22 protein-coding genes and 1 riboswitch are annotated in these 25654 nt (G+C 73.5%); of the genes, 9 read left to right on the top strand and 13 right to left on the bottom strand.

Annotated elements, in window-relative coordinates; all coding sequences use genetic code 11:
• Nucleotides 1–37: 37 nt before the first annotated feature.
• On the top strand, nt 38–478 hold the full coding sequence (locus IE94_RS0106330; RefSeq protein ID WP_030179428.1) for an ATP-binding protein: 441 nt from the start codon (nt 38–40) through the stop codon (nt 476–478).
• On the opposite strand, the gene IE94_RS0106335 is transcribed toward IE94_RS0106330, so the two are convergent.
• The 3 genes from IE94_RS0106335 to IE94_RS0106345 all read right to left on the bottom strand — a co-directional run bounded on the left by IE94_RS0106335 (nt 435) and on the right by IE94_RS0106345 (nt 4289).
• Entirely contained in the window at nt 435–1886 is a 1452-nt protein-coding gene (locus tag IE94_RS0106335) for an amino acid permease (protein ID WP_030179430.1), read from the bottom strand. The two genes, IE94_RS0106330 and IE94_RS0106335, sit on opposite strands and share 44 nt — an antisense overlap.
• Nucleotides 1887–1989: 103 nt before the next feature.
• On the bottom strand, nt 1990–2997 hold the full coding sequence (argF, locus tag IE94_RS0106340; RefSeq protein WP_030179434.1) for an ornithine carbamoyltransferase: 1008 nt from the start codon (nt 2995–2997) through the stop codon (nt 1990–1992).
• 68 nt (nt 2998–3065) lie between these two features.
• Nucleotides 3066–4289: an arginine deiminase gene (locus IE94_RS0106345; protein WP_030179438.1), complete on the bottom strand. Its 1224-nt coding sequence runs from the start codon at nt 4287–4289 to the stop codon at nt 3066–3068.
• 318 nt (nt 4290–4607) lie between these two features.
• Here IE94_RS0106345 and IE94_RS0106350 point away from each other — a divergent pair, with 318 nt between their 5' ends.
• Entirely contained in the window at nt 4608–5900 is a 1293-nt protein-coding gene (locus IE94_RS0106350; protein WP_245235182.1) for a cation:proton antiporter, read from the top strand.
• A 3-nt stretch (nt 5901–5903) separates the two neighbouring features.
• On the opposite strand, the gene IE94_RS0106355 is transcribed toward IE94_RS0106350, so the two are convergent.
• The 7 genes from IE94_RS0106355 to IE94_RS0106385 all read right to left on the bottom strand — a co-directional run bounded on the left by IE94_RS0106355 (nt 5904) and on the right by IE94_RS0106385 (nt 13861).
• Nucleotides 5904–8465: a polynucleotide kinase-phosphatase gene (locus tag IE94_RS0106355; protein WP_030179445.1), complete on the bottom strand. Its 2562-nt coding sequence runs from the start codon at nt 8463–8465 to the stop codon at nt 5904–5906.
• Nucleotides 8462–9940 (bottom strand): 3' terminal RNA ribose 2'-O-methyltransferase Hen1, encoded by a 1479-nt coding sequence (locus IE94_RS0106360; RefSeq protein WP_030179448.1) that lies wholly within the window; start codon nt 9938–9940, stop codon nt 8462–8464. The genes IE94_RS0106355 and IE94_RS0106360 overlap by 4 nt, the downstream gene beginning before the upstream one ends.
• A 167-nt stretch (nt 9941–10107) precedes the next feature.
• Nucleotides 10108–11031, bottom strand: coding sequence for an LLM class F420-dependent oxidoreductase (locus IE94_RS0106365; protein ID WP_030179454.1), 924 nt, complete (start codon nt 11029–11031; stop codon nt 10108–10110).
• Nucleotides 11032–11137: 106 nt separating this feature from the next.
• Entirely contained in the window at nt 11138–11608 is a 471-nt protein-coding gene (locus IE94_RS0106370) for a DUF6099 family protein (protein ID WP_030179456.1), read from the bottom strand.
• A gap of 183 nt (nt 11609–11791) precedes the next feature.
• The gene (locus tag IE94_RS0106375) at nt 11792–12148 is read right to left on the bottom strand and encodes a nucleotide pyrophosphohydrolase (RefSeq protein ID WP_030179459.1); all 357 of its coding nucleotides are present in this window, start codon (nt 12146–12148) and stop codon (nt 11792–11794) included.
• The gene (locus IE94_RS0106380; protein ID WP_245235183.1) at nt 12129–13397 is read right to left on the bottom strand and encodes an AAA family ATPase; all 1269 of its coding nucleotides are present in this window, start codon (nt 13395–13397) and stop codon (nt 12129–12131) included. The genes IE94_RS0106375 and IE94_RS0106380 overlap by 20 nt, the downstream gene beginning before the upstream one ends.
• A 71-nt stretch (nt 13398–13468) precedes the next feature.
• Nucleotides 13469–13861 carry a cell division protein SepF gene (locus IE94_RS0106385; protein ID WP_030179462.1) on the bottom strand — a complete coding sequence of 131 codons (393 nt, stop codon included), beginning with the start codon at nt 13859–13861 and terminating at the stop codon, nt 13469–13471.
• A gap of 248 nt (nt 13862–14109) precedes the next feature.
• On the opposite strand from IE94_RS0106385, the gene IE94_RS0106390 reads away from it, so the two are divergent.
• Nucleotides 14110–17241, top strand: coding sequence for an FAD-binding and (Fe-S)-binding domain-containing protein (locus tag IE94_RS0106390; protein WP_030179464.1), 3132 nt, complete (start codon nt 14110–14112; stop codon nt 17239–17241).
• Between the two features lie 81 nt (nt 17242–17322).
• On the opposite strand, the gene IE94_RS0106395 is transcribed toward IE94_RS0106390, so the two are convergent.
• Nucleotides 17323–17793, bottom strand: coding sequence for a DUF7144 family membrane protein (locus IE94_RS0106395; RefSeq protein WP_030179466.1), 471 nt, complete (start codon nt 17791–17793; stop codon nt 17323–17325).
• Nucleotides 17794–18072: 279 nt separating this feature from the next.
• Here IE94_RS0106395 and IE94_RS0106400 point away from each other — a divergent pair, with 279 nt between their 5' ends.
• The 6 genes from IE94_RS0106400 to IE94_RS0106425 all read left to right on the top strand — a co-directional run bounded on the left by IE94_RS0106400 (nt 18073) and on the right by IE94_RS0106425 (nt 22929).
• On the top strand, nt 18073–19431 hold the full coding sequence (locus IE94_RS0106400) for a chloride channel protein (protein ID WP_030179467.1): 1359 nt from the start codon (nt 18073–18075) through the stop codon (nt 19429–19431).
• A gap of 98 nt (nt 19432–19529) precedes the next feature.
• A complete protein-coding gene (locus IE94_RS0106405; RefSeq protein ID WP_030179478.1) occupies nt 19530–19991 on the top strand; it encodes a potassium channel family protein in 462 nt (153 codons plus the stop codon).
• A gap of 78 nt (nt 19992–20069) precedes the next feature.
• Nucleotides 20070–20255: riboswitch (cobalamin riboswitch) on the top strand.
• A 30-nt stretch (nt 20256–20285) separates the two neighbouring features.
• The gene (locus IE94_RS0106410) at nt 20286–20984 is read left to right on the top strand and encodes an energy-coupling factor ABC transporter permease (RefSeq protein ID WP_030179479.1); all 699 of its coding nucleotides are present in this window, start codon (nt 20286–20288) and stop codon (nt 20982–20984) included.
• Nucleotides 20981–21334: an energy-coupling factor ABC transporter substrate-binding protein gene (locus IE94_RS0106415; RefSeq protein ID WP_030179482.1), complete on the top strand. Its 354-nt coding sequence runs from the start codon at nt 20981–20983 to the stop codon at nt 21332–21334. Before IE94_RS0106410 ends, IE94_RS0106415 begins: the two co-directional genes overlap by 4 nt.
• Entirely contained in the window at nt 21335–22084 is a 750-nt protein-coding gene (cbiQ, locus tag IE94_RS0106420) for a cobalt ECF transporter T component CbiQ (protein WP_030179484.1), read from the top strand.
• The gene (locus tag IE94_RS0106425; protein WP_030179487.1) at nt 22081–22929 is read left to right on the top strand and encodes an ATP-binding cassette domain-containing protein; all 849 of its coding nucleotides are present in this window, start codon (nt 22081–22083) and stop codon (nt 22927–22929) included. Before cbiQ ends, IE94_RS0106425 begins: the two co-directional genes overlap by 4 nt.
• 203 nt (nt 22930–23132) lie before the next feature.
• Here the strand turns inward: IE94_RS0106425 and IE94_RS0106430 are convergent, their stop codons facing one another.
• Both IE94_RS0106430 and IE94_RS0106435 read right to left on the bottom strand, forming a co-directional pair.
• Nucleotides 23133–24767, bottom strand: coding sequence for an MFS transporter (locus tag IE94_RS0106430; protein ID WP_051777301.1), 1635 nt, complete (start codon nt 24765–24767; stop codon nt 23133–23135).
• 132 nt (nt 24768–24899) lie between these two features.
• Nucleotides 24900–25547, bottom strand: coding sequence for a TetR/AcrR family transcriptional regulator (locus IE94_RS0106435; protein ID WP_030179493.1), 648 nt, complete (start codon nt 25545–25547; stop codon nt 24900–24902).
• Between the last annotated feature and the right edge of the window lie 107 nt (nt 25548–25654).

Genomic DNA, 25654 nt, shown 5'->3' on the forward strand with positions numbered 1-25654 from the left:
AGGACAGGACACCCCTGCTCCACGAAACGGACCCGTCGTGCACGATCACTCCCCCGCACCCGCCTCCTGGCGCATCGCGCTGCCGCACTCCGCCGCGGCCGTGCCGGTGGCGCGTGCCCTGGTGCGCAACGCCCTGGCCGAGCTGGAGCACACGGCCGACGGCGACACCGCGGAGCTGCTCACGGCGGAGCTGGTCGCCAACGCCGTCGAGCACACCTCGGGACGGACACCGATCGAGCTGGTGGTGGAGCTGATGCCGACCGGCTGCCAGGTGGAGGTGCACGACCCGGACCCCTCGCCCCCGGCCGACCTCACCCGGCCGGACGTGGAGCCGCCCGACCCGTGGCGGGAGGACGGGCGCGGCCTGCTCCTGATCCGCGCCCTCAGCTCGTCCTGCGGTCACCGGCCCACCGAGGCGGGCAAGGCGGTCTGGTTCAGGCTTCCTGCGGTACCCGCTCAGCGTCGCCCTCCGGCGTGACGGGCGTGTCCCCGGTCCTCGCCAGGCGGGAGTGCCGGCGCCCGTAGGCGGTGTAGACCAGCAGGCCCACCGCGAGGAACACCGCGAACTGGAGCCAGGTGGCGCCGCCCGTCTCGTACATCAGGTAGAGGCAGAAGCCGACCCCGAGCAGCGGGGTCACCGGGTGGAGCGGGACGCGGAAGGTGCGGGCGAGGCCCGGTTCGCGGCGCCGCAGGGCGATCACCGAGACGTTGACGGCGGCCATCGTGGCGAGGGTGCCGATGGTGCACAGGTTGACCACCGCGTCGAGCGGGGCGAAGGCGGCCGGGAGGGCGAAGACCACGCCGACGATCAGGGTGCCGGCGACGGGGGTCGCGGTGCGCGGGGAGACCTTCTCGAAGACCCGGGGGATCAGTCCGTCCCGGGACATCGACATCAGGATGCGGGTCTGGCCGTACATCACGGCGAGCACCACCGAGGCGATGGCGACGACCGCGCCGAAGGCGACCACGCCGCCGCCGATCGCGGAGCCGGTGACCTCGTCGACGACGTAGGAGAGCGCGGCGGGCCGGCCGCCGACCTGGTCGCCGCCGACGGCGCCGATCGCGGCGACGGCGACCGCGCAGTACAGCAGGGTGACCACGCCGATGCAGACCAGGATCGCGACGGGGATGTCCCGGCGCGGGTTCTTGGCCTCCTCCCCGGCCGTGGTGATGGCGTCGAACCCGATGTACGAGAAGAAGGCGGCGGTGGTCCCGGCGCCGATGCCGCCGAGGCCGGCCGGGGAGAACGGGGTGAGGTTGCCGTCCCGGAAGGCGGTGAAGCCGATGGCGCAGAAGGCGATCAGGACGGCCAGCTTCAGGACGGCCATGGCGGCCGTGGCACGGGCGCTCTCCCGCACCCCGCGCACCAGGAGCACGCAGGCCAGCGCGATGACGATCACCGCGGGCAGGTTGACGGCGCCGCCGTCGCCGGGGCCCGCGGACAGGGCGTGCGGGAGCCGGAGACCCAGGACGCTGTCGAGCAGCTCGTTGACGTACTGGCTCCAGCCGACCGCGACCGCCGAGACCGACACGCCGTACTCCAGGAGCAGGCACCAGCCGACGAGGAAGGCGGTGCGCTCGCCGAGTCCGGCGTAGGCGAAGGAGTACGAGGAGCCGGAGACCGGGATCGCGCCGCCCAGCTCGGCGAAGGCGAAGGCGGTGAACACGCAGGTGATGGCGGCCAGGACGAAGGAGACGACGACGGCGGGGCCCGCCTCGGCGACGGAGTCGGACAGGCCGACGAAGATGCCGGTGCCGACGATCGCTCCGACGCCGAAGCAGACGAGCTGGAAGAGCCCCATCGTGCGCTTCAGGCCGTGGCCTTCGCGGTCGGCGCCGGATTCGGCGAGGAGGAGGTGGGGGGACTTGACGCGGGAGGGGGGCATGGCGGGTGGTGCTCGTTTCTGGTGGTGCGGGGCGCGACGGTGGTCGCGCGGGCGGCGCCGGAAGGGGTGGCTCCGGAGCCGCCGGTCAGGATAACGGTCCTGGTCAGGCCAGTGTGGCCACGAGGACGGCCTTGATGGTGTGCAGGCGGTTCTCCGCCTCGTCGAAGACGACCGAGTGCTCCGACTCGAAGACCTCGTCCGTGACCTCCAGGGAGTCGAGCCCGTGGGCCTCGAAGATCTCCTGGCCGACCTTGGTGCCCAGGTCGTGGAAGGCGGGCAGGCAGTGCAGGAACTTGACGTCCGGGTTGCCGGTGGCGCGCAGGACGTCCATGGTCACCGCGTAGGGGGCGAGGGCCTTGATCCGCTCGGCCCAGACCTCCTTGGGCTCGCCCATGGAGACCCAGACGTCGGTGACGACGAACCCGGCGCCGCGCACCCCCTCGGCCACGTCCTCGGTGAGGGTGATGCGCGCGCCGCTGGCCCCGGCGAGCTGGTGCGCCCGGTCGACGACCTCCTGGGCGGGCCAGTAGGCCCTCGGCGCGACGATGCGTACGTCCATGCCGAGCAGGGCTCCGGTGACCAGGTAGGAGTTGCCCATGTTGAAGCGGGCGTCACCGAGGTAGGCGAAGCCGATCTCCCGCAGGGGGCGGTCGCTGTGCTCGGTCATCGTGAGCACGTCGGCGAGCATCTGGGTGGGGTGCCAGTCGTCGGTGAGGCCGTTGTAGACGGGGACGCCGGCGAAGGCCGCCAGCTCCTCGACCTTGGCCTGGCTGTCGCCGCGGTACTCGATGCCGTCGAACATGCGCCCGAGCACGCGGGCGGTGTCCTTCACGGACTCCTTGTGGCCGATCTGGGAGCCGGCCGGGTCCAGGTACGTGGTCGAGGCGCCCTGGTCGGCGGCGGCGACCTCGAAGGCGCAGCGGGTGCGGGTCGAGGTCTTCTCGAAGATCAGCGCGATGTTCCTGCCGGTCAGGTACCGCGTCTCGGTCCCGGCCCGCTTGGCGGCCTTCAGTTCGGCGGCCAGGTCGACCAGGCCGCGGAACTCCTCCTCGGTGAAATCGAGCTCCTTGAGGAAGTGGCGGCCGGCGAGGGCGGTCGGGACTGTCGCCATGAGGGCGCTCCAGAGGTACGGGTCGGGGAACGAGGAACTTCTGGAACTATATACGAGATCCCGAATTCTTATACGGCAGTGCGTTCGACCGGGCAGCTCATGCAGCGCGGCCCGCCCCTGCCCCGGCCCAGTTCGCTGCCCGGGATCTCGATCACCTCGATGCCCTGTTTGCGCAGGTGGGTGTTAGTGGTGGAGTTGCGTTCGTAGGCGACGACGACGCCCGGCTCGACGGCCAGGACGTTGCAGCCGTCGTCCCACTGCTCGCGCTCGGCCGCGTGCACGTCCTGGGTCGCGGTGAGGACCCTGATCTCGCCCAGCCCGAGGGCGGCGGCCATCGCGCGGTGCATGTGCTCCGGCGGGTGGTCGGTGACCTTCAGGTCCTTCTCCCCCGCCCCGGGCTCGATGGTGTAGGAGCGGAGCATGCCGAGCCCCGCGTACTGGGTGAAGGTGTCGCCGTCGACCATCGTCATCACCGTGTCCAGGTGCATGAAGGCACGCCGCTTGGGCATGTCGAGGGCCACGATGGTCCGGGCGGAGCCGGCGGCGAACAGCTTGTGGGCGAGCATCTCGACGGCCTGGGGCGTGGTGCGCTCGCTCATCCCGATGAGCACGGCGCCGTTGCCGATGACCAGGACGTCGCCGCCCTCGATGGTGGAGGGGTAGTCGGCCTGCCCCTCGGACCAGAGGTGGAAGGTCTCGTCGCGGAACAGCGGGTGGTGCCGGTAGATCGCCTCGAAGTGGACCGTCTCGCGCTGCCGGGCGGGCCAGCGCATCGCGTTGATGGAGACGCCGTCGTAGATCCAGGCCGAGGTGTCCCGGGTGAAGAGGTGGTTGGGCAGCGGGCCCAGCAGGAAGTCGTCCAGCTCCATGGCGTGGAAGCGCACGGAGGTCGGCTCCTGGTGCGCGTCCAGGAACTCCCGCTTGGTCATGCCGCCCACCAGCCACTCGGCCAGCTCGTGGGCGGGCAGGGTCTCGAAGGCGGCCCGGAGGTGGTCCGTGGCCAGCACTCCGTACTCCTTCTCGTCGAAGACCCGGTCCAGGACGAGCCGCCGGGCGGCCGGGACGTCCAGGGTCTCGGTGAGCAGGTCGCCGAAGAGGTGCACCGCCACCCCGCGGTCGCGGAGCACGTCGGCGAACCCGTCGTGCTCGGCGCGCGCCCGGCGCACCCACAGCACGTCGTCGAAGAGAAGGGCGTCCTTGTTGCTGGGGGTGAGCCTTTTGAGCTCGAGATCCGGCCGGTGCAGGATGACGCGGGTGAGCCGCCCGGCTTCGGAGTCGACTTGGAATCCCATGTCTCCATCCTGACCACTCGGGCGCCTGTTCACCCCCCGCTTTCGCGCACCCGGGCGCTCCGGCCCCTACGCCCCCGGGGGGACGCGCCCCTCGGGCGCACCGACGCCCGCCGCGCGGAGTCCGGAGCACCGGACGGGGACGACCGCCCCGCGTGCTTCCCGTGCCCCGGGCCGGGTCCGGTGTGCGACCTGCGATGCGACGCCGGGCCGCGCCCATCCTGTGGAGGTTGGCAGTGCCGGCCGGCTCACGACGGGCCGGCCTCGGACCCCGGAGCAGGCGGAAACACTTTGAGTCCTGACGCGTTGATCGCCCACCTCGTGGGCGCATCGGCTCTGATCCTGGTCGCCGCGCACGCGGGCGGCGGGCTGGCCCGGCGGCTCGGGCAGCCCTACATCGTGGGCCAGCTGGCGGCGGGCATCGCCCTCGGCCCCTCCCTGCTGGGCACCCTCGCCCCCGAGGCCTACGCCGGCCTCTTCCCGGCGGCCGTCGGGCCGGCGCTGACCGGGTTCTCCCAGTTCTCCCTGGTGGTCTTCCTCTTCGCGGTGGGATACGAGCTGGACCTGAAGATCCTCGGCGACCGGGCGCGCGTCTCGGTGACCGTGGCGCTGGCCGCGTTCGTGGTGCCGATGACGGTGGGGTGCGGTGCCGCGCTGCTCTTCCGGGACACGTTGCGCGACCTGGGCGGAGGGTGGGAACCGTCCACCGCCGCGGTGGTGTTCGCGGGCATCGCCCTGTCGATAACGGCGGTGCCCGTGCTGACCGCGATCGTGCGGGAGAACGGCCTCACCCGCACCGTGCCCGGGGTGGTGGCGGTCTCGGCGGCCGGGGTCCTGGACGCGGTGTGCTGGACGGTGCTGGCGGGCACGATGCTCAACAGCGGGGCCGGCGAGGGGGCGTTGGACTGGCCCTGGCGGGCGGCGCTCGCCGTCGGCTTCGTCACCGTGATGGCGCTCGCGGCCCGGCCGGTGCTGCGCACACTGCTGTGGCGCACCCGTCTGGAACCCTCGCTGCGGCTGGCGCTGCTCATCGGCTTCGCGCTGGGGTCGGCCTGGGTGACGCACTGGCTCGGGCTGCACGTGATCTTCGGAGCGCTGCTCGCCGGGCTGGTGACGCCCCGCGAGGAGGGCGGCACACTCGACCCGGACCTGCTGCGCCCGCTGCACGAGATCAGCTCTCTGCTGCTGCCGTTCTTCTTCGTCCTGTCGGGGCAGTCCGTGGCCCTGAACAGCATGACCGGCACCGGCTGGGCGGTCCTGCTGGTGGTGACGGTGCTGGCGGTCACCACCAAGGTCGGCAGCGGGCTGGTGTCGGCCCGGCTCGGCGGTCTCGACCGGCACGACGCGCGCACCGTCGGGGTGCTGCTCAGTGCCCGGGGCCTGACCGAGCTGATCGCCCTGAACGCCGGCCTGGAGGCGGGTCTGGTGAGCGGCCCGCTCTACACGGTCCTGGTGTTCATGGCGCTGGCCACGACCCTGCTGACCCAGCCGCTCCTCGTGCTGACCCGCCGCCTGGCGGCACGCGACCGCCCCACGGCGCCGGTCCCCGGCACCGCCGCGCAGCCGTACGCGACGGCCGAGGGCGGTGCCGAGGGAGCGGGACGCGGTGAGTGACGGTCACAGCCGCGGGTCCACCGGCTCCGACTCCAGGGCCAGCACCCCGAACACCGCCTCGTGCACGCGCCACAGCGGCTCGCCGTCCGCGAGGCGGTCCAGGGCCTCCAGGCCGAGGGCGTACTCGCGGATCGCCAGGGACCGCTTGTGGTTCAGGAACCGGTGCCTGAGGCGGGCGAGGTTGTCGGGGCGGGTGTACTCGGGGCCGTAGACGATCCGCAGGTACTCGCGGCCCCGGCACTTGACGCCGGGCTGGACCAGGCGGCCCTTGTCGTCGCGTACGAGCGCGCCGACGGGCTTCACGACCATGCCCTCGCCGCCGCGGCCAGTCATCTCCAGCCACCAGTCGACGCCCGCCGCCACCGACTCGGGGTCGCCGGTGTCGACGTACAGGCGGCGGGTGGTCCGCAGCAGGCCGCTGCCGTCGTGCTCGACCAGCCGGTCGATGAGGGCGAGCTGCTCGTCGTGCGGCAGCGCGGCCAGGCTGCGGCCCTGGACGGCGAGGATCTGGAACGGGGCCAGGCGGACGCCGTCCAGGCCGTCGGTGGGCCAGCAGTAGCGGCGGTAGGCGTCGGTGAAGGCGGCCGCGTCGGCGGACCGGTCGCGCTGGCGGTTCAGGAGCTCCCGCACCTCGACGCCGCGCGCCGCGGCGCCCTCCAGCGCGGCCAGCGCGCCCGGGAACACCGCGCCGGAGGCGGCGCCCACGGCGGCGTACTGGGAACGCAGCAGGCCGGATGCCTTCAGCGACCACGGCATCAGCTCGGTGTCCAGGAGCAGCCAGTCGGTGGCCAGTTCGTCCCACAGGCCGGCCTCACCGACGGCGGCGCGCAGCCGGTCCAGGATCTCCTCGGTGAGGGACGCGTCGTCGAGGAAGGGGCGGCCGGTACGGGTGTAGAGCGACCCGGTGGGCCCTCCCCCACCCCCGAAACGGGCGCGGGCCGCCTCCGCGTCGCGGCAGACCAGGGCCACCGCCCGCGAACCCATGTGCTTCTCCTCGCACACCACCCGCGCGACGCCGTCGGCCGCGTACTGGGCGAAGGCCTCCTTCGGGTGCTCCAGGTAGCCGTCCACGCCCGAGGTGGCGGTCGGCGCCATGGTCGGCGGGAGGTACGGCAGCAGGCGGGGGTCGGTGGCGAAGCGGCTCATGACCTCCAGGGCCGCCGCCCCGTTCTCCTCGCGCACGGTGATCCGACCGGCGTGCCGGGTCTCGACCGTCCGGCGGCCCTGGATGTCGGCCAGGTCCAGCGGCCGGCCGTCGTGTCCGCCGGGCGCCTCGGTGCGCAGCGGCTTGGCCGGCTCGTACCAGACCCGCTCGGCCGGTACGTCGACCAGCTCGCGCTCCGGCCAGCGCAGCGCGGTGAGTTTGCCGCCGAAGACGGCGCCGGTGTCCAGGCAGATGGTGTTGTTGAGCCAGGTGGCCTCCGGGACGGGGGTGTGGCCGTAGACGACGGCCGCTCGGCCCCGGTAGTCCTCGGCCCACGGGTAGCGCACGGGCAGGCCGAACTCGTCGGTCTCGCCGGTGGTGTCGCCGTAGAGGGCGTGGCTGCGGACCCGGCCGGAGGTGCGGCCGTGGTACTTCTCGGGCAGACCGGCGTGGCAGACCACCAGCCTGCCCCCGTCCAGCACGTAGTGGCTGACCAGGCCGTCGATGAACTCCCGTACCTCGGCGCGGAACTCCTCGCTCTCGGCGTCCATCTGCTCGACGGTCTCGGCCAGTCCGTGGGTGTGCTGGACCTTGCGGCCCTTCAGGAGGCGGCCGTACTTGTTCTCGTGGTTGCCGGGCACGCACAGCGCGTTGCCCGACTTGACCATGGACATCACGCGGCGCAGCACGCCGGGGCTGTCCGGGCCGCGGTCCACGAGGTCGCCGACGAAGACGGCGGTGCGGCCCTCGGGGTGGACGCCGTCGGTGTAGCCGAGCTTGGCGAGCAGGGCCTCCAGCTCGGCGGCGCAGCCGTGGATGTCGCCGACGATGTCGAAGGGGCCGGTGAGGTGGGTGAGGTCGTTGAACCGCTTCTTGGTGACGACGGTGGCGTGCTCGACCTCCTCCGTGCCGCGCAGCACGTGCACCTTGCGGAAGCCCTCGCGCTCCAGGTGGCGCAGGGAGCGGCGGAGTTCGCGGGTGTGGCGCTGGATGACCCGGCGGGGCATGTCGGCGCGGTCGGTGCGGGCGGCGTTGCGCTCGGCGCAGACCTGCTCGGGCACGTCGAGGACGATGGCGATGGGCAGCACGTCGTGCTGCCGGGCCAGCTCGATCAGCTGACGCCGGGCGTCCTGCTGCACGTTGGTCGCGTCGACGACGGTGCGGCGGCCGGCGGCGAGCCGCTTGCCCGCGATGTGGTGCAGGACGTCGAAGGCGTCGCGGCTGGCGCTCTGGTCGTTCTCGTCGTCGCAGACCAGGCCCCGGCAGAAGTCGGAGGAGAGGACCTCGGTCGGCTTGAAGTGGCGCCGGGCGAAGGTCGACTTGCCCGAGCCGGAGGCGCCGATCAGCACGACGAGGGAGAGGTCGGTGACGGCCAGGGCGCGGGCCGGCACGGTGGTGTCGGTGGTAGCGGTGGTGCTCATGCGGCCTTCGCCTCCTTCTCGGTCGAGGTCGCGGTGGTGGTCAGGGTGAACAGGGCGAGCTGGGTGGGCGGACCCACCTCGGGGTCGTCGTCGCCGACGGGGCGGAACTCCACGCCGTAGCCGTGCCGTTCGGCGACCGCTTCGGCCCAGGCGCGGAACTCCTCGCGGGTCCACTCGAAGCGGTGGTCGCGGTGGCGGACGTGTCCGGCGGGCAGGCTCTCCCAGCGCACGTTGTACTCGGCGTTGGGTGTGGTGACGACGACGGTGCCCGGTCGCGCCGCGCCGAAGACGGCGTACTCCAGGGCGGGCAGCCTCGGCAGGTCGAGGTGCTCGATCACCTCGCTGAGGACGGCGGCGTCGTAGCCCTTCAGGCGCTTGTCCGTGTAGCCGAGGGAGCCCTGGAAGAGCCGGACGCGTGCGGCCTGCCGCTCGCCCATGCGGTCCAGCTTGAGCCGCCGGGAGGCGATGGTGAGGGCGCGCACCGACACGTCCACGCCGACGATCTCGGTGAACCGCGGCTCCTTGAGCAGCTCGCGCACCAGGTGGCCCTCGCCGCAGCCGAGGTCGAGGACGCGGGCGGCGCCGTGCTCGCGCAGCGCGGTGAGGATCGCCTCGCGGCGGTGCACGGCGAGCGGGGTCGGCCTGGCCTCCTGCTCGGCCTCCGCCTCGACGGCGTTGTCGATCTCCTCGACCTCGCTGTCGTCGGTCTCGGCCAGCCGGACCAGCTCCAGCCGGTCCATCGCCTCGCGGGTCAGGGACCAGCGCCGGGACAGGTAGCGGTGGGTGATCAGCCGCATCTCCGGGTGGTGATACAGCCAGGCTCCGCCGGCCCGCATCAGCTTGTCGACCTCGTCCGGGGAGACCCAGTAGTGCTTGGCGTCGTCGAGCACCGGGAGGAGGACGTACAGGTGGCGCAGGGCGTTCGAGAGGGTGAGGGTCTCGGACTCCAGGGCGAGCCGGACGTAGCGCGAGTCGCCCCACTCGGGGAACTCGGTGTCCAGCGGGACGGCCTCGACGTCGACCGCCCAGCCGAGCGGCTCGAACAGGCGCCGTACCAGGTCGGGGCCGCCGCGGGCGGGCAGTGCCGGGATCTCGACGCGCAGCGGGAGGGGCTCGGCCGCGCGCTCGGGGCGGGCCTTGCACACGCCGCGCATGGCGCTGGAGAAGACCTTGCCCAGCGCGACGGCGAACAGGGACGAGGCCGCGTACGGGCGGTCGTTGACGTACTGCGCGAGTGCCGCGTCGGGGGCGCCGCCGCGGCCCTTGCCCTTGCCGCGCCGCACCAGCGCCACCGCGTCGACCTCCAGCAGCAGCGCCGCGGTGCAGCGCTGCTTCTCCGCCTCCGGGTAGAACACATGGGCCGTGCCGAAGGAGGTGGAGAACGCCTGCGCGTTGTCGGGATGCTTGTGCAGCAGGAATCCGAGGTCGGTCGCGGGGCGCTCGGGGGTACCGGTGGTGGTGACGGTCAGGAACATGGGCCTCTCCGGCCGGGTCGGCGGTGCAACGGACGTGCTGCGCGGGTGCCGTGCGCGCAAGAGCCCCCAGGGGGTGTTCCCCGGGGGCTCCGGCAGGACGACGGTCACACCATCGCACAGGGCGGGTGAGAGGCGCCTTCGGTTATTCGGCGGTGCGAGGGTCGGTCTCAGGCCAGTTGCGACTGGACCTGGGAGGAGATCAGCTCCAGGTGGTCCAGATCGTCGAGGTCGAGGATCTGGAGGTAGATCCGCTGGGCGCCGGCCTCGGCGTAGCGGCCGATCTTCTCGACGACCTCGGCCGGGGAGCCCGCGAGGCCGTTGGCCTTCAGCTCCTCGACCTGGCGGCCGATGACGCCGGCGCGCCGGGTGACCTCGGCGTCGTCCTTGCCGACGCAGGCGACGAGGGCGTTGGAGCAGGTAAGGGCGTCGGGCCCGCGGCCGGCCGCCTCGGCGGCGGCCCGCACCCGGCCGAACTGGCGCTCGGTGTCCTCGATCGAGGCGAACGGCATGTTGAACTCGTCGGCGTACTGTCCGGCCAGCCGCGGGGTGCGGGTGGCGCCGTGGCCGCCGATGAGCACGGGCACCTTGGCCTGCTGGGGCTTGGGCAGCGCGGGCGAGTCGGTGAGGTCGTAGAACCTGCCGTGGAAGTCGAAGGTCTTGCCCGTCTCGGTGGCCCACAGGCCGGTGACGATCGCCAACTGCTCCTCCAGGCGGCCGATCTTCTCCTTGGGGAAGGGGATGCCGTACGCCTTGTGCTCCTCCTCGAACCAGCCGGCGCCCAGGCCCAGCTCGATGCGGCCGCCCGACATCTGGTCGACCTGGGCGACCTGGATGGCGAGGACGCCGGGCAGCCGGAAGGTGCCCGCGGTCATGAGGGTGCCGAGGCGGATGCGCTTGGTCTCCCGGGCGAGGCCGGCCAGGGTGATCCAGGCGTCGGTGGGGCCGGGGAGGCCGTCCACGGCGCCCATGCGCAGGTAGTGGTCGCTGCGGAAGAAGGCGTCGAAGCCGAGGTCCTCGGTGGCCTTGGCCACGGTGAGCAAGGTGTCGTAGGTGGCCCCCTGCTGGGGCTCGGTGAAGATGCGGAGATCCATGTCTCCCATCCTGCCTGCTCGGCGCGGGTGTCGGGCTCAGGCTCCGCTCGCGGCGCGCGGAGCGCGGGGCCCAGCGGCGGTCGGCCCGGTCTCCCGGGTCGGGAGACTAGCCCGCCTCCCGCTCCGGTAAGTGCGCGTCGCGGTCCGCCAGTTTCCGGAGCATCTCCAGGACCCGGTCCCGTGACTCGTCGGCCGCGTCGATGGCCTCCATGCACTGCCAGTACGTCGCCTCGTCGTCCGCGGCGCAGGCGACGCCCACCAGCGCGATGCCGGTCTCGCCGAGCAGGGTGCCCAGGCGCATCAGGGCCTGCCGGGCGTCGCCCAGTTCGGTGAGCTGGGCGGCGCGCAGCTCGCCCGGGGCCAGCTTTGGGGTGTGCAGCACTCCGCAGCCGCGGCCCGCCAGCTCGGTCAACCCGATGGCCTCGCCGCGCAGTTCGGGTGGGCCGTGGACTGCCAGGCGGCTGCCGATCGCCTGGGCGAGGGCCTGCACCTGCCACACCTCCGTCAGCACGTCCGGCACCTCGCCACCGGCGGCCAGGGCACGCCCACTCGTCACGATGAGCCGCACAGCGTCCATGCGCTGCCCCCGTCTTTCCGACGCGCTCGCGGCGCGTCCGCCCGAACTCCGCTGTCCACTACCCAGAGTGAAGGCGTGTGGGACGAAAAGCTAGAGGAAGGGGGAAATCTTCGGACACCTTATTGATTTCTGGCCGGATCATGACTGCGGAGAGTGATAACGGAGTCGTTGACTCCTCCCGGCTCAGCCTTCCGGTTCGCCCGCCTCGCGCACGGGGAAGCGGGACTCGTTGCGCTCGATCTTCGCCTCCAGCGCGGCCAGCGGGTCGACGCCGAGCACCTCGCAGAACTGGAGGAGGTACGCCAGCACGTCGGCCACCTCGTCCCGCACCCGGTGCGCGGTGTCCGGGTCGGTCATGACGCGGGCCGACTGCTCGGGCGTCAACCACTGGAAGATCTGCAGGAGTTCGGAGGCTTCCACGCTCAGCGCGGCGGCCAGGTTCTTGGGGGTGTGGTACGGCTGCCAGTCGCGCGCGGCGGCGAACTCGGCCAGTCTGCGCCGGAGTGCCGCGAGGTCGAGGTCACGGGGATGATCGTTCACGGTTCAGGTGTACCACCGTGACGCCGCCCGCTCCGTCCGCCCCCGCCTCCCCGGCCGCCCCCGCCACCCACGACGCGTCGGCGACCGCTCCGACGAAGCGGATGTGCCCCCGGTCGCACATCCGCGCCGCCAGCCGGAGCAGTTCGGCGCGCTGGTGCGGGTCCAGCCCCCGGTCGAAGCCGTCGGCGACGACGGTGAGCGTCTGCAACGCGGCGGGCACCTCGCCGGCCGGGTCGACCGCCAGCACCCCGGGCCCGGTGAACAGCACCAGCGCGAGGGCGAGGTAGCGCAGCTCGCCGTAGCCCAGGCGGGCCAGTCCGGTGCGGATGCCGTCGCCCCGGTCGAGGAGCGCGCGGACCACACCGCCGAGGACCGGTTCGGCCAGGACGTCCTCGACGGGGCCCGCGCATCCGGCCCGTACCGCCGTGACGAACTGCGCGTGCCGCCGGCCGCACTCGGCGCGGGTGCGCCACAGCACGTCGGCAAGGTTGTCGCAGCCGCCGAGGAGCCGTCCGGAACCGGTGGGCACCGGCTCCCGCATCCGGCCCGGCCGCGGGTCGCAGGCGAAGACGGAGCGCAGGGCGACGACCATCTGCTCGGCCGCCGCGAGCACCCTGCGCTGCCCGTCCGTCTTGCCGGCCACCCGCAGCGGCAGCAGCGGGGTGCCGAGCCGGTCGTCCGGCAGCGGGGCGCGGGTCACGGATGCCGACCCGGCCGTGTGCCAGGCCGCCTGCACGGCACGGCGGCCCGGGTCGCGCAGCGCCGTCTCCAGGAGCACCACGCCGTCCGCCGTCAGCCGCTCCCCCACGATGCGCAGCTCGGGCTCGGCCTGTACGGCGACGTCCAGGTGCACCGGCCCCTCGGCCCCGTCGGCCGTGCAGCCGATGCGGAAGCCGCGGCGGTGCTGCGCGTCGGGCCGGGCCCGTTCGGGCACGCACGCGACCGGGTCCGGGAACACCGCGCCGAGTTCCGCGCCGCCGCCGAGCCGGGCCAGGGCGTCGTACGCCCTGAGCGCGCTGGACTTGCCGCTGCCGCTGGGCCCGGCGAGCACGGTGAGCGGCCCGAGCCGCAGCACGGCACGCCGGTGCCCGGCGAAGGCGGACAGCCGCAACTGGGTGACGCTGGGGCGCCCGGGGAGCACCGCGAGGGACGCGTCCGACACGGACGCCACGGACGACACGGATGAGCCGAAGGAGCCGGACGGGCCGGACGGCGCAGGTGACGCGGAGGACGCAGGTGACGCTGCCATATGCGGACCGTAGGACCGCGCCGGACGGCGAACCGTTTTGCCCGGGCGGCTTTCCTACGATCGGGGGACCGTCACACTCCCGGGACCCCCACCGCACTCTCCATCAGCCCGTTCACCTCGGTGCCCGCCGGGGTCAGCAGGAAGACGTTGCGGTCCACCCGGTGCATCCCGCTGGCCAGTCCGAAGACGACGCCGGTACTGAAGTCCAGGACCCGCTTGGCGACATCGCCCTCGGCGCTGGTGAGGTCCAGGAGCACCGGGATCCCCGCCATCAGGGTCTCGGCGACCTCACGGGCGTCCGCGAACACGTTGACCCTGAGGACGACGAAGCGGCGGCGGCGTTCCGTCTCCGCCTCCGGCATCGCCCGGTGGCCGACCGCCGACGGCCAGGCGTCGCGCCCACGCAGCGGCACGACCTGGGCGAGCCCTTCCCACTGTTCATCGGTGACGTCGTGGCTGTTCACCGGCTCCCCCGATTTCACTCGCCTTCATTGCCTGCACCAGCCAATTCTTACGCCAAGTCACCCGTTCGGCCCAACAGCGACACGGTCGACGACGCTCCGTGCGACTCCGTGCGGCTCCCTGCGGCTCCCTGCGGCTCCGTGTCCAGTGATTGTCCGCCGCCGGACCGGGTACTCAGCGACGGCTGTCGCGCCCGCGCGGACACCGCCGTCGCGCCGACGGTCGTACGCCGACCCACGAAGGAGTGCCCATGGGTGCGCTGGATCTGCCCGAGCCCGTCACGCGCGAAGAGGCACCGCCGCCGCTCGACACCGCCTCGCTCCGGGCCGCGCTGCGCGAGCGGGTCGACGGTGAGGTCAGGTTCGACGCCGGGAGCCGGGCCGCCTACTCCACGGACGCCTCGAACTTCCGGCAGACCCCCATCGGCGTGGTCGTCCCGCGCACCCCGGAGGCCGGGGCGGAGGCGGTGGCCGTGGCGCGGGAGTTCGGCGCGCCCGTCCTGTCGCGGGGCGGCGGGACGAGCCTGGCCGGGCAGTGCACCAACGCGGGCCTGGTCCTCGACTGGTCGAAGTACTGCACCCGGATCGAGTCGGTGGACCCCGAGGCCCGCACCTGCGTCGTCGAGCCCGGGATCGTCCTCGACGACCTGAACCGGCGCCTGGCCCCGCACGGCCTGCGCTACGGTCCCGAGCCCGCCACCCACGCCAACTGCACCCTCGGCGGCATGATCGGCAACAACTCCTGCGGTGCCACCGCACAGGCGCACGGCAAGGTCGTCGACAACATCGCCCGGCTGGAAGTGCTGCTCTACGACGGCACCCGCTTCTGGTGCGGGGAGACGGACGACGAGGAGTACGCCCGTATCGAGCGGCAGGGCGATCTGCGGGCGACCGTCTACCGGCGGCTGCGCGCGCTGCGCGACGCCTACGGGGACGAGATCCGCCGCCGGTTCCCCGACATCCCGCGCCGGGTCTCCGGCTACAACCTGGACTCCCTGCTGCCGGAGCACGGCTTCGACGTGGCCGGTCTGCTGGTGGGCAGCGAGTCGACGCTGGTCACCGTCCTGCGGGCGGAGCTGAAACTGGTGCCGGTGGTGCGGGAACGCTCCCTGCTGGTCCTGGGGTTCGACAGCATCGACAAGGCCGCCGACGCGGTGCCCGAGATCCTGCCGCACGACCCGATCGCGCTGGAGGGCGTCGACGCCCGGCTGGTCCGCGACGAGCGGATCAAGCACCTGAACCCGACGGCCCTGGCCCAGATGCCGAAGGGCAACGCCTATCTGATGGTGCAGTTCGGCGGCGACACCGTCGAGGAGGCCGACGCGCGGGCGCACCGGATGCTGGAGGCGGTGCACCGCTCCGAGCACGACGCCGACTGCGCGTTCCTGGACGACCCGTCGCACGAGCAGGACCTGTGGCAGGTGCGCGAGGCCGGTCTGGGCGCCACCGCGCACATCCCGGGGAAGCCCGACACCTTCGAGGGCTGGGAGGACTCGGCGGTCTCGCCCGAGCGGCTGGGCGACTACCTGCGCCGGCTGCGTGAGCTGTTCGAGGAGTTCGGGTACCTGAGCGACACCGGTCCGAGCCTGTACGGCCACTTCGGGCAGGGGTGCGTGCACACCAGGATCCCGTTCGACCTGTACACCGCGGACGGGGTGGCGGCGTACCGGAGGTTCATGGAGCGGGCGGCCGACCTGGTCGTCGAGTTCGGCGGCTCGCTGTCCGGCGAGCACGGGGACGGGCAGAGCCGGGGCGAGTTGCTGTCCCGGATGTTCGGGGACCGGCTCGTCGAGGCGTTCGGGCGGCTGAAGGCGGTCTTCGACCCGCTGGACCGGATGAACCCGGGAAAGGTCGTCGCGCCGTACGGGCTGGACGAGCATCTGCGGCTCGGCGGTGACTGGGCCCCGTTCGAACCCCGCGACCTGCACTTCCGCTTTCCGCACGACGGGGGTTCGTTCGCCCAGGCGGCCAACCGCTGCGTCGGGGTCGGAAAGTGCCGGCAGCACACCAGCGACGGCACGGTGATGTGCCCGTCGTACCAGGTGACGCGTGAGGAGGAGCACTCGACGCGGGGCCGGGCCCGGCTGCTGTTCGAGATGCTCGACGGGCACGGGGACGGCGCGATCCGGGACGGCTGGCGCTCGGAGGCGGTCAAGGACGCCCTCGATCTGTGCCTGGCCTGCAAGGGCTGCAAGAAGGACTGTCCGGCGGACGTGGACATGGCCACGTACAAGGCGGAGTTCCTGTCCCACCACTACGCCGGGCGGCCGTGGCGCCGGCCGCGCTCGGACTGGTCCATGGGCTGGCTGCCGGCGCTCGCGCAGGTGGTGGGCCGCGCCCGGCTCGCGCCGGTGGTCAACGCGCTCACGCACGCGCCGCTGCTGTCGAAGGCCGCGGTGCTGCTCGCCGGGGTGGCCGACCGGGAGGTGCCGCTGTTCGCACAGCGGACCTTCGAGCAGTGGTTCGCGGAGCACGAGCCCGAGGGTGACGGCCGCCGCGGGTCCGTGCTGCTGTGGCCGGACACCTTCACCAACCACTTCCACCCCCACATCGGCCGGGCGGCGGTGCGGGTCCTCGAACAGGCCGGCTGGCGGGTGGAGTTGCCACCGGAGCCGCTGTGCTGCGGGCTGACCTGGATCTCCACGGGACAACTGGGCACCGCCGAGAAGGTCCTCACCCGCACCGTGCGCGCCCTGGCCGGGCATGTCCGCGCGGGCGGCCTGGTCGTGGCCCTGGAGCCGAGCTGCACGGCCGTGTTCCGGGCCGACGCGGCCGAGCTGTTCCCCGGCGACCAGGACGTGCGGCGGCTGGCCGGGCAGACGGTGACGCTGTCGGAGCTGCTCACCGAGCACTCCCCCGGGTACGAGCCGCCGCGGGTTCCCGACCGGTCCGCGCGGGCGCTGGCCCAGGTGCACTGCCACCAGCACGCGGTGCTCGGCTGGGAGGCCGACCAGGAGCTGCTGCGCCGGGCCGGGGTGGACGCGGAGCGACTGGACTCCGGGTGCTGCGGGCTGGCCGGCAACTTCGGCTTCGAGCGCGGTCACCTGGACGTCAGCGAGGCGTGCGCGGAGCGGGTGCTGCTGCCCCGGCTGCGGGCGGAGGACGAGTCGACCGTCGTCCTCGCGGACGGCTTCAGCTGCCGTACCCAGATCCACGAGTTCGACAGCGGCGGCCACGAGGGCGTGCACCTGGCGGAACTGCTGGCCTCGGCCCTGCCGGGCGGCCCCGGGGCCCCGGGCAGCGCGTACGGCACCGCGCCGGGCGCCCGTCCGGCCGCTCCCGGTCCCCGGGCCAGGGCCCTGGCCCTCGCGGGCACGGCGGCGGCCGCGCTGGGCACCGCGGCGGCGGCGACGGCACTGGTGAGGAGCGTGCGGCGCCGTTGAACCCGGACACGACGCACGGTCACCACCGCGGATGCGGGGTGACCGTGCGTCGTGGTAGCCGTGCGTGGTGGGTGCGGCGTCTCAGGCTCGGCCTCGGGAGGGGTCGTCCTGGCGGCTGGCCAGCGCCCAGATCACGAACACGTCGATCGCCATCATGATCACGGACCAGACGGGCGCGTACGGCAGGAACAGGAACTGGGCGATCAGACTCAGCGAGGCGAAGACGATACCCGCCACCCGGGCCCAGGCCATGTCCTTGAGCAGGCCGTATCCGGTGACGAGCGCGAGCGCGCCGAGGACGACGTGGATGATTCCCCAGCCGGTGAGGTTCATCTCGTAGACGTAGGTGCCGATGCGGGCGTACACGTCGTCCTTGGAGATGGCCGCGATGCCCTGGAGGACGGCGAGCGCGCCGTTCAGCAGCAGCAGTACGCCCGCGAAGACGACACCGCCGGTCACCCAGCCGCTGGTGCGGTCGCCCGAGCGCTGGGCCCAGGAGGCGTCGCCGCCGTGGGACGGCCGGCCGGGAGAGGGTTCGGCGTGCTGGCTCATGAGCGGAGTCCTTTCTGTGTCCCCCGTACGGGGCAGCCGCCCGCCGGCGCCGTCGGCACCGACAGGTCGTTTAGAGCCTGCGGGTGGCCGCGAACCCCGGCCAGGCGGGCCCGCCGAACGGGTGAACCGCGTGCCGGGCGTGCGCATGCGGGCGGCCCCGGCCTGGCGTTAACTGAGCGGCACCCGCGGGCCCCGGTGACCGACGGACCGCGGGGCGGAAGAAGGAGGGCGTGTGACGAGTCGGCCGCTGCCCCGGCGGGGCCCGCGCGGGCGGATGCCGTGACCGCCCCGGCCAACGCCGCCCCGGACCGGGCCGAGCAGTCGCTGCGGCAGACCCTGCTCAGCCCCGGCTACCGGCGGCTGTTGCTGCTGTGCGTGCTGCTGGGCGTTCCCCTCGCGCTGGCCTGCTTCTTCTTCGTCGCGTTCCAGCACGAGTTGCAGCACTGGGTGTGGACCTCGCTGCCCGAGGCGGCCGGTTACGACACCCCGCCCTGGTGGTGGCCGCTGCCCGCGCTGGTCCTCGCCGGGCTGATCCTGGCGCCGATCGTGACCCGGATGCCGGGCGGCGGCGGCCACCTCCCGGTGAACGGCCTGGGCGGGGCGCCCGTAGGCCCCCGCGCGCTGCCCGGCGCGGTGCTGGCCGCGCTGGCCACGCTGCCGCTCGGCGTGGTGCTGGGTCCCGAGGCGCCGCTGATGGCCGTCGGCAGCGGGCTGGCACTGCTGGCGGTGCGGCGGGCGGGCGCCGGCGGTGACCAGCGGGCGAGCGCGATCCTCGCCACGGCCGGCTCCACCGCCGCGATCTCCACCATCCTCGGCGGTCCGATCGCGGCAGCCGTCCTGCTCATCGAGGGGGCGGGGCTCGCCGGGACCCAACTGGTGGCGCTGCTGCTGCCCTGTCTGCTGGCCAGCGCGGCGGGGGCCCTGGTCTTCACCGGCTTCGGGCAGTGGACGGGGCTCGACATCGGCGCGCTGGCCCTGCCCGACCTTCCGCCGCAGGCCGGACCGGACGCGGGCGACTTCCTGTGGGGCCTGCCCACGGCCGCCCTGATCGCCGTACTGATCACGCTGGCCCGCGCGCTGGGCCGCCGGACCGTCACCTGGACGCGGCAGCACACGGCCGCGCGCACCGTCGCCTGCGCCACCGCGGTCGGTGTCTGTGTCGCCGCGTACGCGCTGATCACCGGTCGTTCCCCGGCCGAGGCGGCGCTGTCCGGCCAGGCCACCCTCGCCCAGCTCGCCGCGCACCCGCACGCCTGGTCCGTGGGCGCCCTGGTCGCGCTGGTCGCCTGCAAGGGGCTGGCCTGGGGCATCGCGCTGGGTGCCCTGCGCGGCGGCCCGATCTTCCCGTCCGTACTGCTGGGCGCGGCGACGGCCCTGGCCTGCTCCGGGCTGCCCGGCTTCGGCGCGACCCCGGCCCTCGCCCTCGGCATCGCCGCCGCGGCGGCCGCGGTGACGGGGCTGCCGCTGGCCAGCTCGGTCCTGGCGGTGCTGCTGATGGGCCGGGACTCGCACGACCAGATGCCGCTGATCGTCGTGGCCTCCGTCGTCGCGTTCGTCGTCGCGCAGCTGGTGCGCGGGCCCGGGCCGGAGGCGGGCGGGGCCCCGGGCGGGGCGCCGAGGACGGGAGCGGCACGGTGAAGGACCGCCGGACCGCACACCCGCACCCGCACCCGCACCCGCGTACCGTCTGGCACGCCGTCCGGCCCTGGCTCCTGCGGATCGGGATCGCCGTCGCCGTGGTCGTGGCCTACTTCCTGCTCCCCCTCGACAACCTGGGCCCGCAGCGGCCCGTGCTGAGCTGGACGCTGTTCACCGTGCTGCTGACCGTCGTGGCCGTGCTGCTGCTGCGGCAGATCCGGCACGTCCTCCTCGACCGTCCGGACAGCCGCCCCGGGGTGGTCATCTCGCTGCTGATCGTCCTGTCCGTGCACGTCTTCTCGGCGGCGTACTACTCCCTGGCCAAGTCGCCGGGCGAGTTCCACGGCCTGGAGACCAGGATCGACGCGCTGTACTTCACCGTGGTGACGCTCGCCACCGTCGGGTACGGGGACATCACCCCGCGGGGCCAGGCCGCGCGGGTCGTGACCATGCTCCAGATCACGTACAGCTTCGTCTTCCTCACGGCCGCGGCCACCGCGCTGACCACCCGGCTGCGGAGCATGGTGGTCCGGCGGCCCGAGCGGGGCCGCTCCCGCTGACCTCCGCGCGGCCCCCGCACGCGGTGCCGGGCGTTCGCACAGGGCCGGGGCCTGCTTGTGTCCACCCCCGCAGGAGCACTACTGTCGCCACGCCTTGGTGAACGGGAAATCCGGTGTGATGCCGGTGCGGCCCTCGCCACTGTGAATCGGGAAGTCCGGCTCCGGCCCCCAGGGGCAGCCACTGGACCGCTTGCGGTCCGGGAAGGCGGAGCACGGGCGGTGGTACCCGTAAGCCAGGAGACCGGCCAAGGCGCGTCGTCCATCCACGAGGTGCTGGAGAGGGTCTGCTGAGCCATGCACATAGCCGAGGGCTTTCTGCCACCGGCGCACGCGATCGCCTGGAGTGTCGCGTCCGCGCCGTTCGTCGTCCACGGAGTCCGGTCACTCACCCGTGAGGTCAGGGAGCACCCGGAGAGCACGCTGCTCCTCGGCGCCTCCGGAGCCTTCACGTTCGTGTTGTCGGCCCTGAAACTGCCGTCCGTCACCGGGAGTTGCTCGCACCCCACCGGCACCGGTCTGGGCGCGATCCTGTTCCGGCCGCCGGTCATGGCGGTCCTGGGCACCATCACCCTGCTCTTCCAGGCGCTGCTGCTCGCGCACGGCGGGCTGACCACGCTCGGCGCCAACGTCTTCTCGATGGCCGTCGTCGGTCCCTGGGCCGGGTACGGCGTCTACCGGCTGCTGCGCCGCTGGGGCGTGCCGCTGATGGTCACCGTGTTCTTCGGGGCGTTCGTCGCCGACCTGTCCACGTACTGCGTCACCAGCGTGCAGCTGGCGCTGGCCTTCCCCGACCCGGGCAGCGGATTCCTGGGCGCGCTCGGCAAGTTCGGGTCCATCTTCGCCGTGACCCAGATCCCGCTCGCGGTGAGCGAGGGTCTGCTCACGGTGATCGTGATGCGGCTGCTGGTGCAGTCCAGCGGGGGCGAACTGACCCGGCTGGGCGTGCTGCTGACCCGGTCCGGCGAGCGGAAGCGGGAGGCGGTGGCCCGATGAGCCGCAACGCGAAGATCAACGCCCTGCTGCTGCTCGCCGTGGCCGCGCTGGCGGTCCTGCCGCTGGTCCTCGGGCTCGGCGACCACAAGGAGGAGCCGTTCACCGGGGCCGACGCGGAGGCGGAGACGGCGATCACCGAGATCGAGCCGGACTACGAGCCGTGGTTCTCCCCGCTGTACGAACCGCCCTCCGGGGAGGTCGAGTCGGCGCTGTTCGCCCTTCAGGCGGCGCTCGGCGCGGGCGTGCTGGCGTACTACTTCGGGCTGCGCCGGGGCCGACGGCAGGGCGAGGAGCGGACGTTGGCGGCTGCCGGGGCCGCGGCGGCGCGTGACACCCCCGAAGGGGACTGAGTGCTGCCGATCGACGCGGCGGCGCACGCCAGTCGCTGGCGGCGCCGCCATCCCGTGGACAAGGCCGTGCTCGGTCTGGGCCTGACGGTGCTCGCGATCTCGCTGCCGCCCTGGCCGGGTGCGGCGCTGGTGCTGGTGGCGGCGCTCACGGTGCTGCTCGGCCCGGCGGGCGTGCCCGGGCGCCGGCTGTGGCGGGCGTACCGGGTGCCGCTGGGCTTCTGTGTGACGGGGGCGCTGCCGCTGCTGGTGCGGGTCGGCGGCCCGGGCGGGTTCCTGACGGCGGCGGACGGCGGTGCGGTCCGCGCGGGTGGGCTGCTGCTGCGCACCTCGGCGGCCTCGCTGGGGGTGCTGCTGTTCGCGTTCACCACGCCGATGTCCGACCTGCTGCCGCGGCTGGTGCGGGCCGGGGTGCCCGCGCCGGTCGTGGACGTGGCGCTGGTGACGTACCGGATGAGTTTCCTGCTGCTCGACTCCGTGCGCCGCGTCCGTCAGGCGCAGGCCGCGCGGCTCGGGCACACCACCCGGGCGGCGTCCTGGCGTTCCCTCGGCGGGCTCGGCGCCACGGCGTTCGTGCGGGCCTTCGACCGGGCGGCGCGGTTGCAGACCGGGCTCGCCGGGCGCGGTTACGACGGCACCCTGCGGGTGCTGGTGCCCGAGGCCCGCGTCTCGGTGCCGTTCACGGCGGCGAGTGTCGCCCTGCTGGCGGCGCTGGCCGCTCTCACCTTCGTACTGGAAGGACCCCTGTCGTGAGCGGACCGGCGCAGTCACCACAACCGGCCCTGGTCGCCCTGCGGGGCGCGTCGTTCGGGTACGAGGAGGGCCCGGACGTGCTGGTGGGCCTGGACTTCGCGGTGCGCGAGGGGCGGGCACTGGCGCTGCTGGGCCGCAACGGCAGCGGCAAGACGACGCTGATGCGGCTGCTCAGCGGCGGACTGCGGCCGCGTACGGGGACGTTGACGCTCGGCGGGGAGCCGGTGTCCTACGACCGCAGGGGGCTGACCCGGCTGCGGACCACGGTGCAGCTGGTGGTGCAGGACCCCGACGACCAGCTCTTCGCGGCCTCGGTCGGCCAGGACGTGTCCTTCGGTCCGCTGAACCTGGGGCTGCCCGACGGGGAGGTCAGGTCCCGGGTCGGGGAGGCGCTCGCCGCACTGGACATCGCGGCGCTGGCCGACCGGCCCACCCACCTGCTGTCGTACGGCCAGCGCAAGCGCACCGCGATCGCCGGGGCGGTCGCGATGCGGCCCCGGGTGCTGATCCTCGACGAGCCGACCGCCGGGCTCGACCCGGACGGCCAGGAGCGGCTGCTGGCCACCCTGGACGGGCTGCGCGCGGGTGGCACCACCGTGGTGATGGCCACCCACGACGTCGACCTCGCCCTGCGCTGGTCCGACGACGCCGCCCTGCTCACCCCGGACGGGGTGCGCGCCGGCCCGACCGCCCCGACGCTGGCCCGCACCGATCTGCTGTGGCAGGCCGGGCTCCGGCTCCCCTGGGGCGTCGCGGCGGCCGGACTGCTGCGGGCGCGGGGTCTGCTGGCGGACTCGGCGAGGGGCCCGCGCACGGCGGAGGAACTGGCGGCGCTGGCCGAGTGAGGGGTCGCGGGCGGAACCGCCCAGTCCAGGGAACGGAGTTGCCCAGTTCGGCGTCCCGGTCCCGCGCCGAGGAGGAACCGGCGGCCCCGGCCGAGTGACGGACCGCGGGCGGGGCCGCCCAGCCCTGGGAACGGCCCACGCCTCGGCGCTGTTCAGCCCCGGGGCGCGGCTCACCCCTCGGCCCGGCCCACCCTGGGCGCGGCTCAGCCCCGGGAGTTGCTCAGTTCCGCGTCCCGGTCCTGCGCCGAGCCCTGTGCCGGGGCCTGCGTCGTCTGCCGCTCGGCGGCCTGCCGGGCGCGGCGGCCGGGCAGGACGGCGAGGACGATCAGGGTGCCGGCCGCCATGATGATGCCGCCGACGAGGCTGGTCGTCGCGACGCCGTGCGCGAAGGCCCTGTTCACGGCGTCGGCGAGGGCCTGCGCCTGCTCGGGTCCGGCGGCCGGGCTGGTGGCGAGCCGCTCGGCGACGGCCAGTCCGCCGCCCACCGAGTCCTGGGCGGTGTCCAGCGCGGCGGCCGGGAGCCGGTCGCCGACCAGGCCGGCCAGTTCGTCCCGGTAGGCCGTGCCGAGCAGGGAGCCCAGGACGGCGATGCCGAGGGAGCCGCCGAGCTCCAGCGCGGTGTCGTTGGCGCCGCCGCCGACGCCCAGTTCGCTCTCCGGGAAGGATCCCATGATGGTGTCGGTGGCCGGGGAGACGCTGAGGCCGATAGCGAGGCCGAGCAGCAGCATCGGGGCGAGGAAGTCGGCGTAGGTGGAGCCCTGGTCGATCAGGACCAGCAGGAAGACACCGACGGTGCCGATGGCCATGCCGGAGCCGACCATGGCCTTCACGCCGAGCCTCGGTGTCAGCCGCCCGGTCACCGCCGCGCCGACGAACACGGCACCGGCCAGCGGCAGCAGCCGTACGCCGGTCTCCAACGCGCCGTAGCCGAGCACGAACTGGAGGAACTGCGTGGCGTAGTAGATGGCGCCGTAGGTGCCGAAGAAGAAGAACAGCACCGCCAGCATGGAGCCGCTGAAGGGCCGCAGCAGGAAGCGCCGCACGTCCAGCATGGGGTGCGGGTGGCGCAGCTCCCAGGCCACGAAGCCGATCAGGCCGACGGCGGCGACGACGGCCGCGGTGACGGGACCGGCGCCCCAGCCGAAGTGCGGTCCCTCGATGGTCGCGTAGACCAGGCTGCCGACGGAGACGATGGAGAGCAGGCCGCCCACGAAGTCGATACGGCCCATGCCGGCCGCCCGGGACGGCGGTACGAGGACCAGCGCGCCGACGACGGCGAGGACCGCGACGGGGACGTTGACCAGGAAGGTCGAGCCCCAGGCGTGGTCCTCCAGGAGCCATCCGGCGACCAGCGGACCGACCGCGATGGCGAGCCCCGAGGTGGCGGTCCAGGCCGTGATGGCGCGGGCCCGCTCTCCCTTCGGGAAGACCGCGACCAGCAGGGACAGCGTGGCCGGCATGACGACGGCGGCGCCGACGCCCATGACCGCCCGGGCCGCGATGACCAGCCCCGTCTCGTGCACCAGGCTGCCCATCACCGAACCGCCCGCGAAGATCACCAGACCGGTGACCAGGGCACCGCGACGGCTGTACTTGTCGCCGATCGCGCCGAGCACCAGCATCAGCGCGGCGTACGGGACGGTGTAGCCGTCGATGACCCACTGGAGGTCGCTGCTGCTCAGGCCCAGGTCGGTGGTCATGTCCGGGGCGGCCACGATCAGGGAGGTGTTGGCCATGACGACGATCAGCAGGCTCAGGCAGAGCACCAGGAGGGCCCACCAGCGCCGGGCGTAGGGCCCGGTCATCTTCTCGACGGGGGTGGTGGCCAGTAGGGGCATGGAGGCTCCCGGAAACAAGCGAGGGCGAGTTAATTGCCCATGAGTGAGCAGACAAGAACAGAGTAGTTTGTTGCACACGGGCGTGCAAATAAGGCGCCCCCGACCGGGGGGCGCCTGCTGAACGGGGGTGGCCTACTCGGCCGGGACGGACTGCGCGAGCACCGCGGGACCCACGCCCTCGACCACGGTCCGCGCGGGCTGCTCCGGCACCCCGGCCGCGATGAGAATGGCCACGGCCGCCCGGGTGCCGTCGTCCTCCAGGACACCGGTGTTGACCTGCTCCAGGAGCGCGACGACCATCGCCTCGAGTCCGGCGCTCAGCGCGGCGGGCGGCAGATGGGCGGGGAAGACCCCGTCCCGCTGGCCGCGCTCCAGGATGGCGGTGACCTCGGCGCGGGCCGGGGCCAGGATCTCGGACACGCGCTCCACGCCCAGATCGTGCCGGGCCAGCGCCAGCAGCATGCGGTAGCGGTCGCCCACGGGCCACATCAGCAGCGTGAAGTGCGCGAGCGCCCGGTCCGCCGGTTCGGCCGGACCCGGTGCCGCGGCCATCGCGCCCCGCAGCACCTCGGACGCCTCCTCGGCCAGGGCCTCCAGGAGCGCCGCGCGCCCCGGGAAGTGGCCGAAAAGCGTACGCCGGACGACACCGGCGGCGCGGGCCAGCTCCTCCAGGGTGGTGTCCGGGTTCCGGCCCAGCTCCCGGCGGGCGGTGGCCAGGATGCGCGCCCGGTTCGACCGCGCGTTGCGGCGCTGCGGTTCACGGGCGGCGGGCTTGCTCACGGGATCCTCGGGAGGGACGTGCGGGGGGCGCGGAACGGGCGGCGTGGACGTGGTCGTACATTCTGGCACGGGGGGCGCGACCAGAAGGACACCGAGAAGAGCGAGGT

It is taken from the genome of Streptomyces violaceorubidus, from assembly GCF_000717995.1.
Classification (GTDB): domain Bacteria; phylum Actinomycetota; class Actinomycetes; order Streptomycetales; family Streptomycetaceae; genus Streptomyces; species Streptomyces violaceorubidus.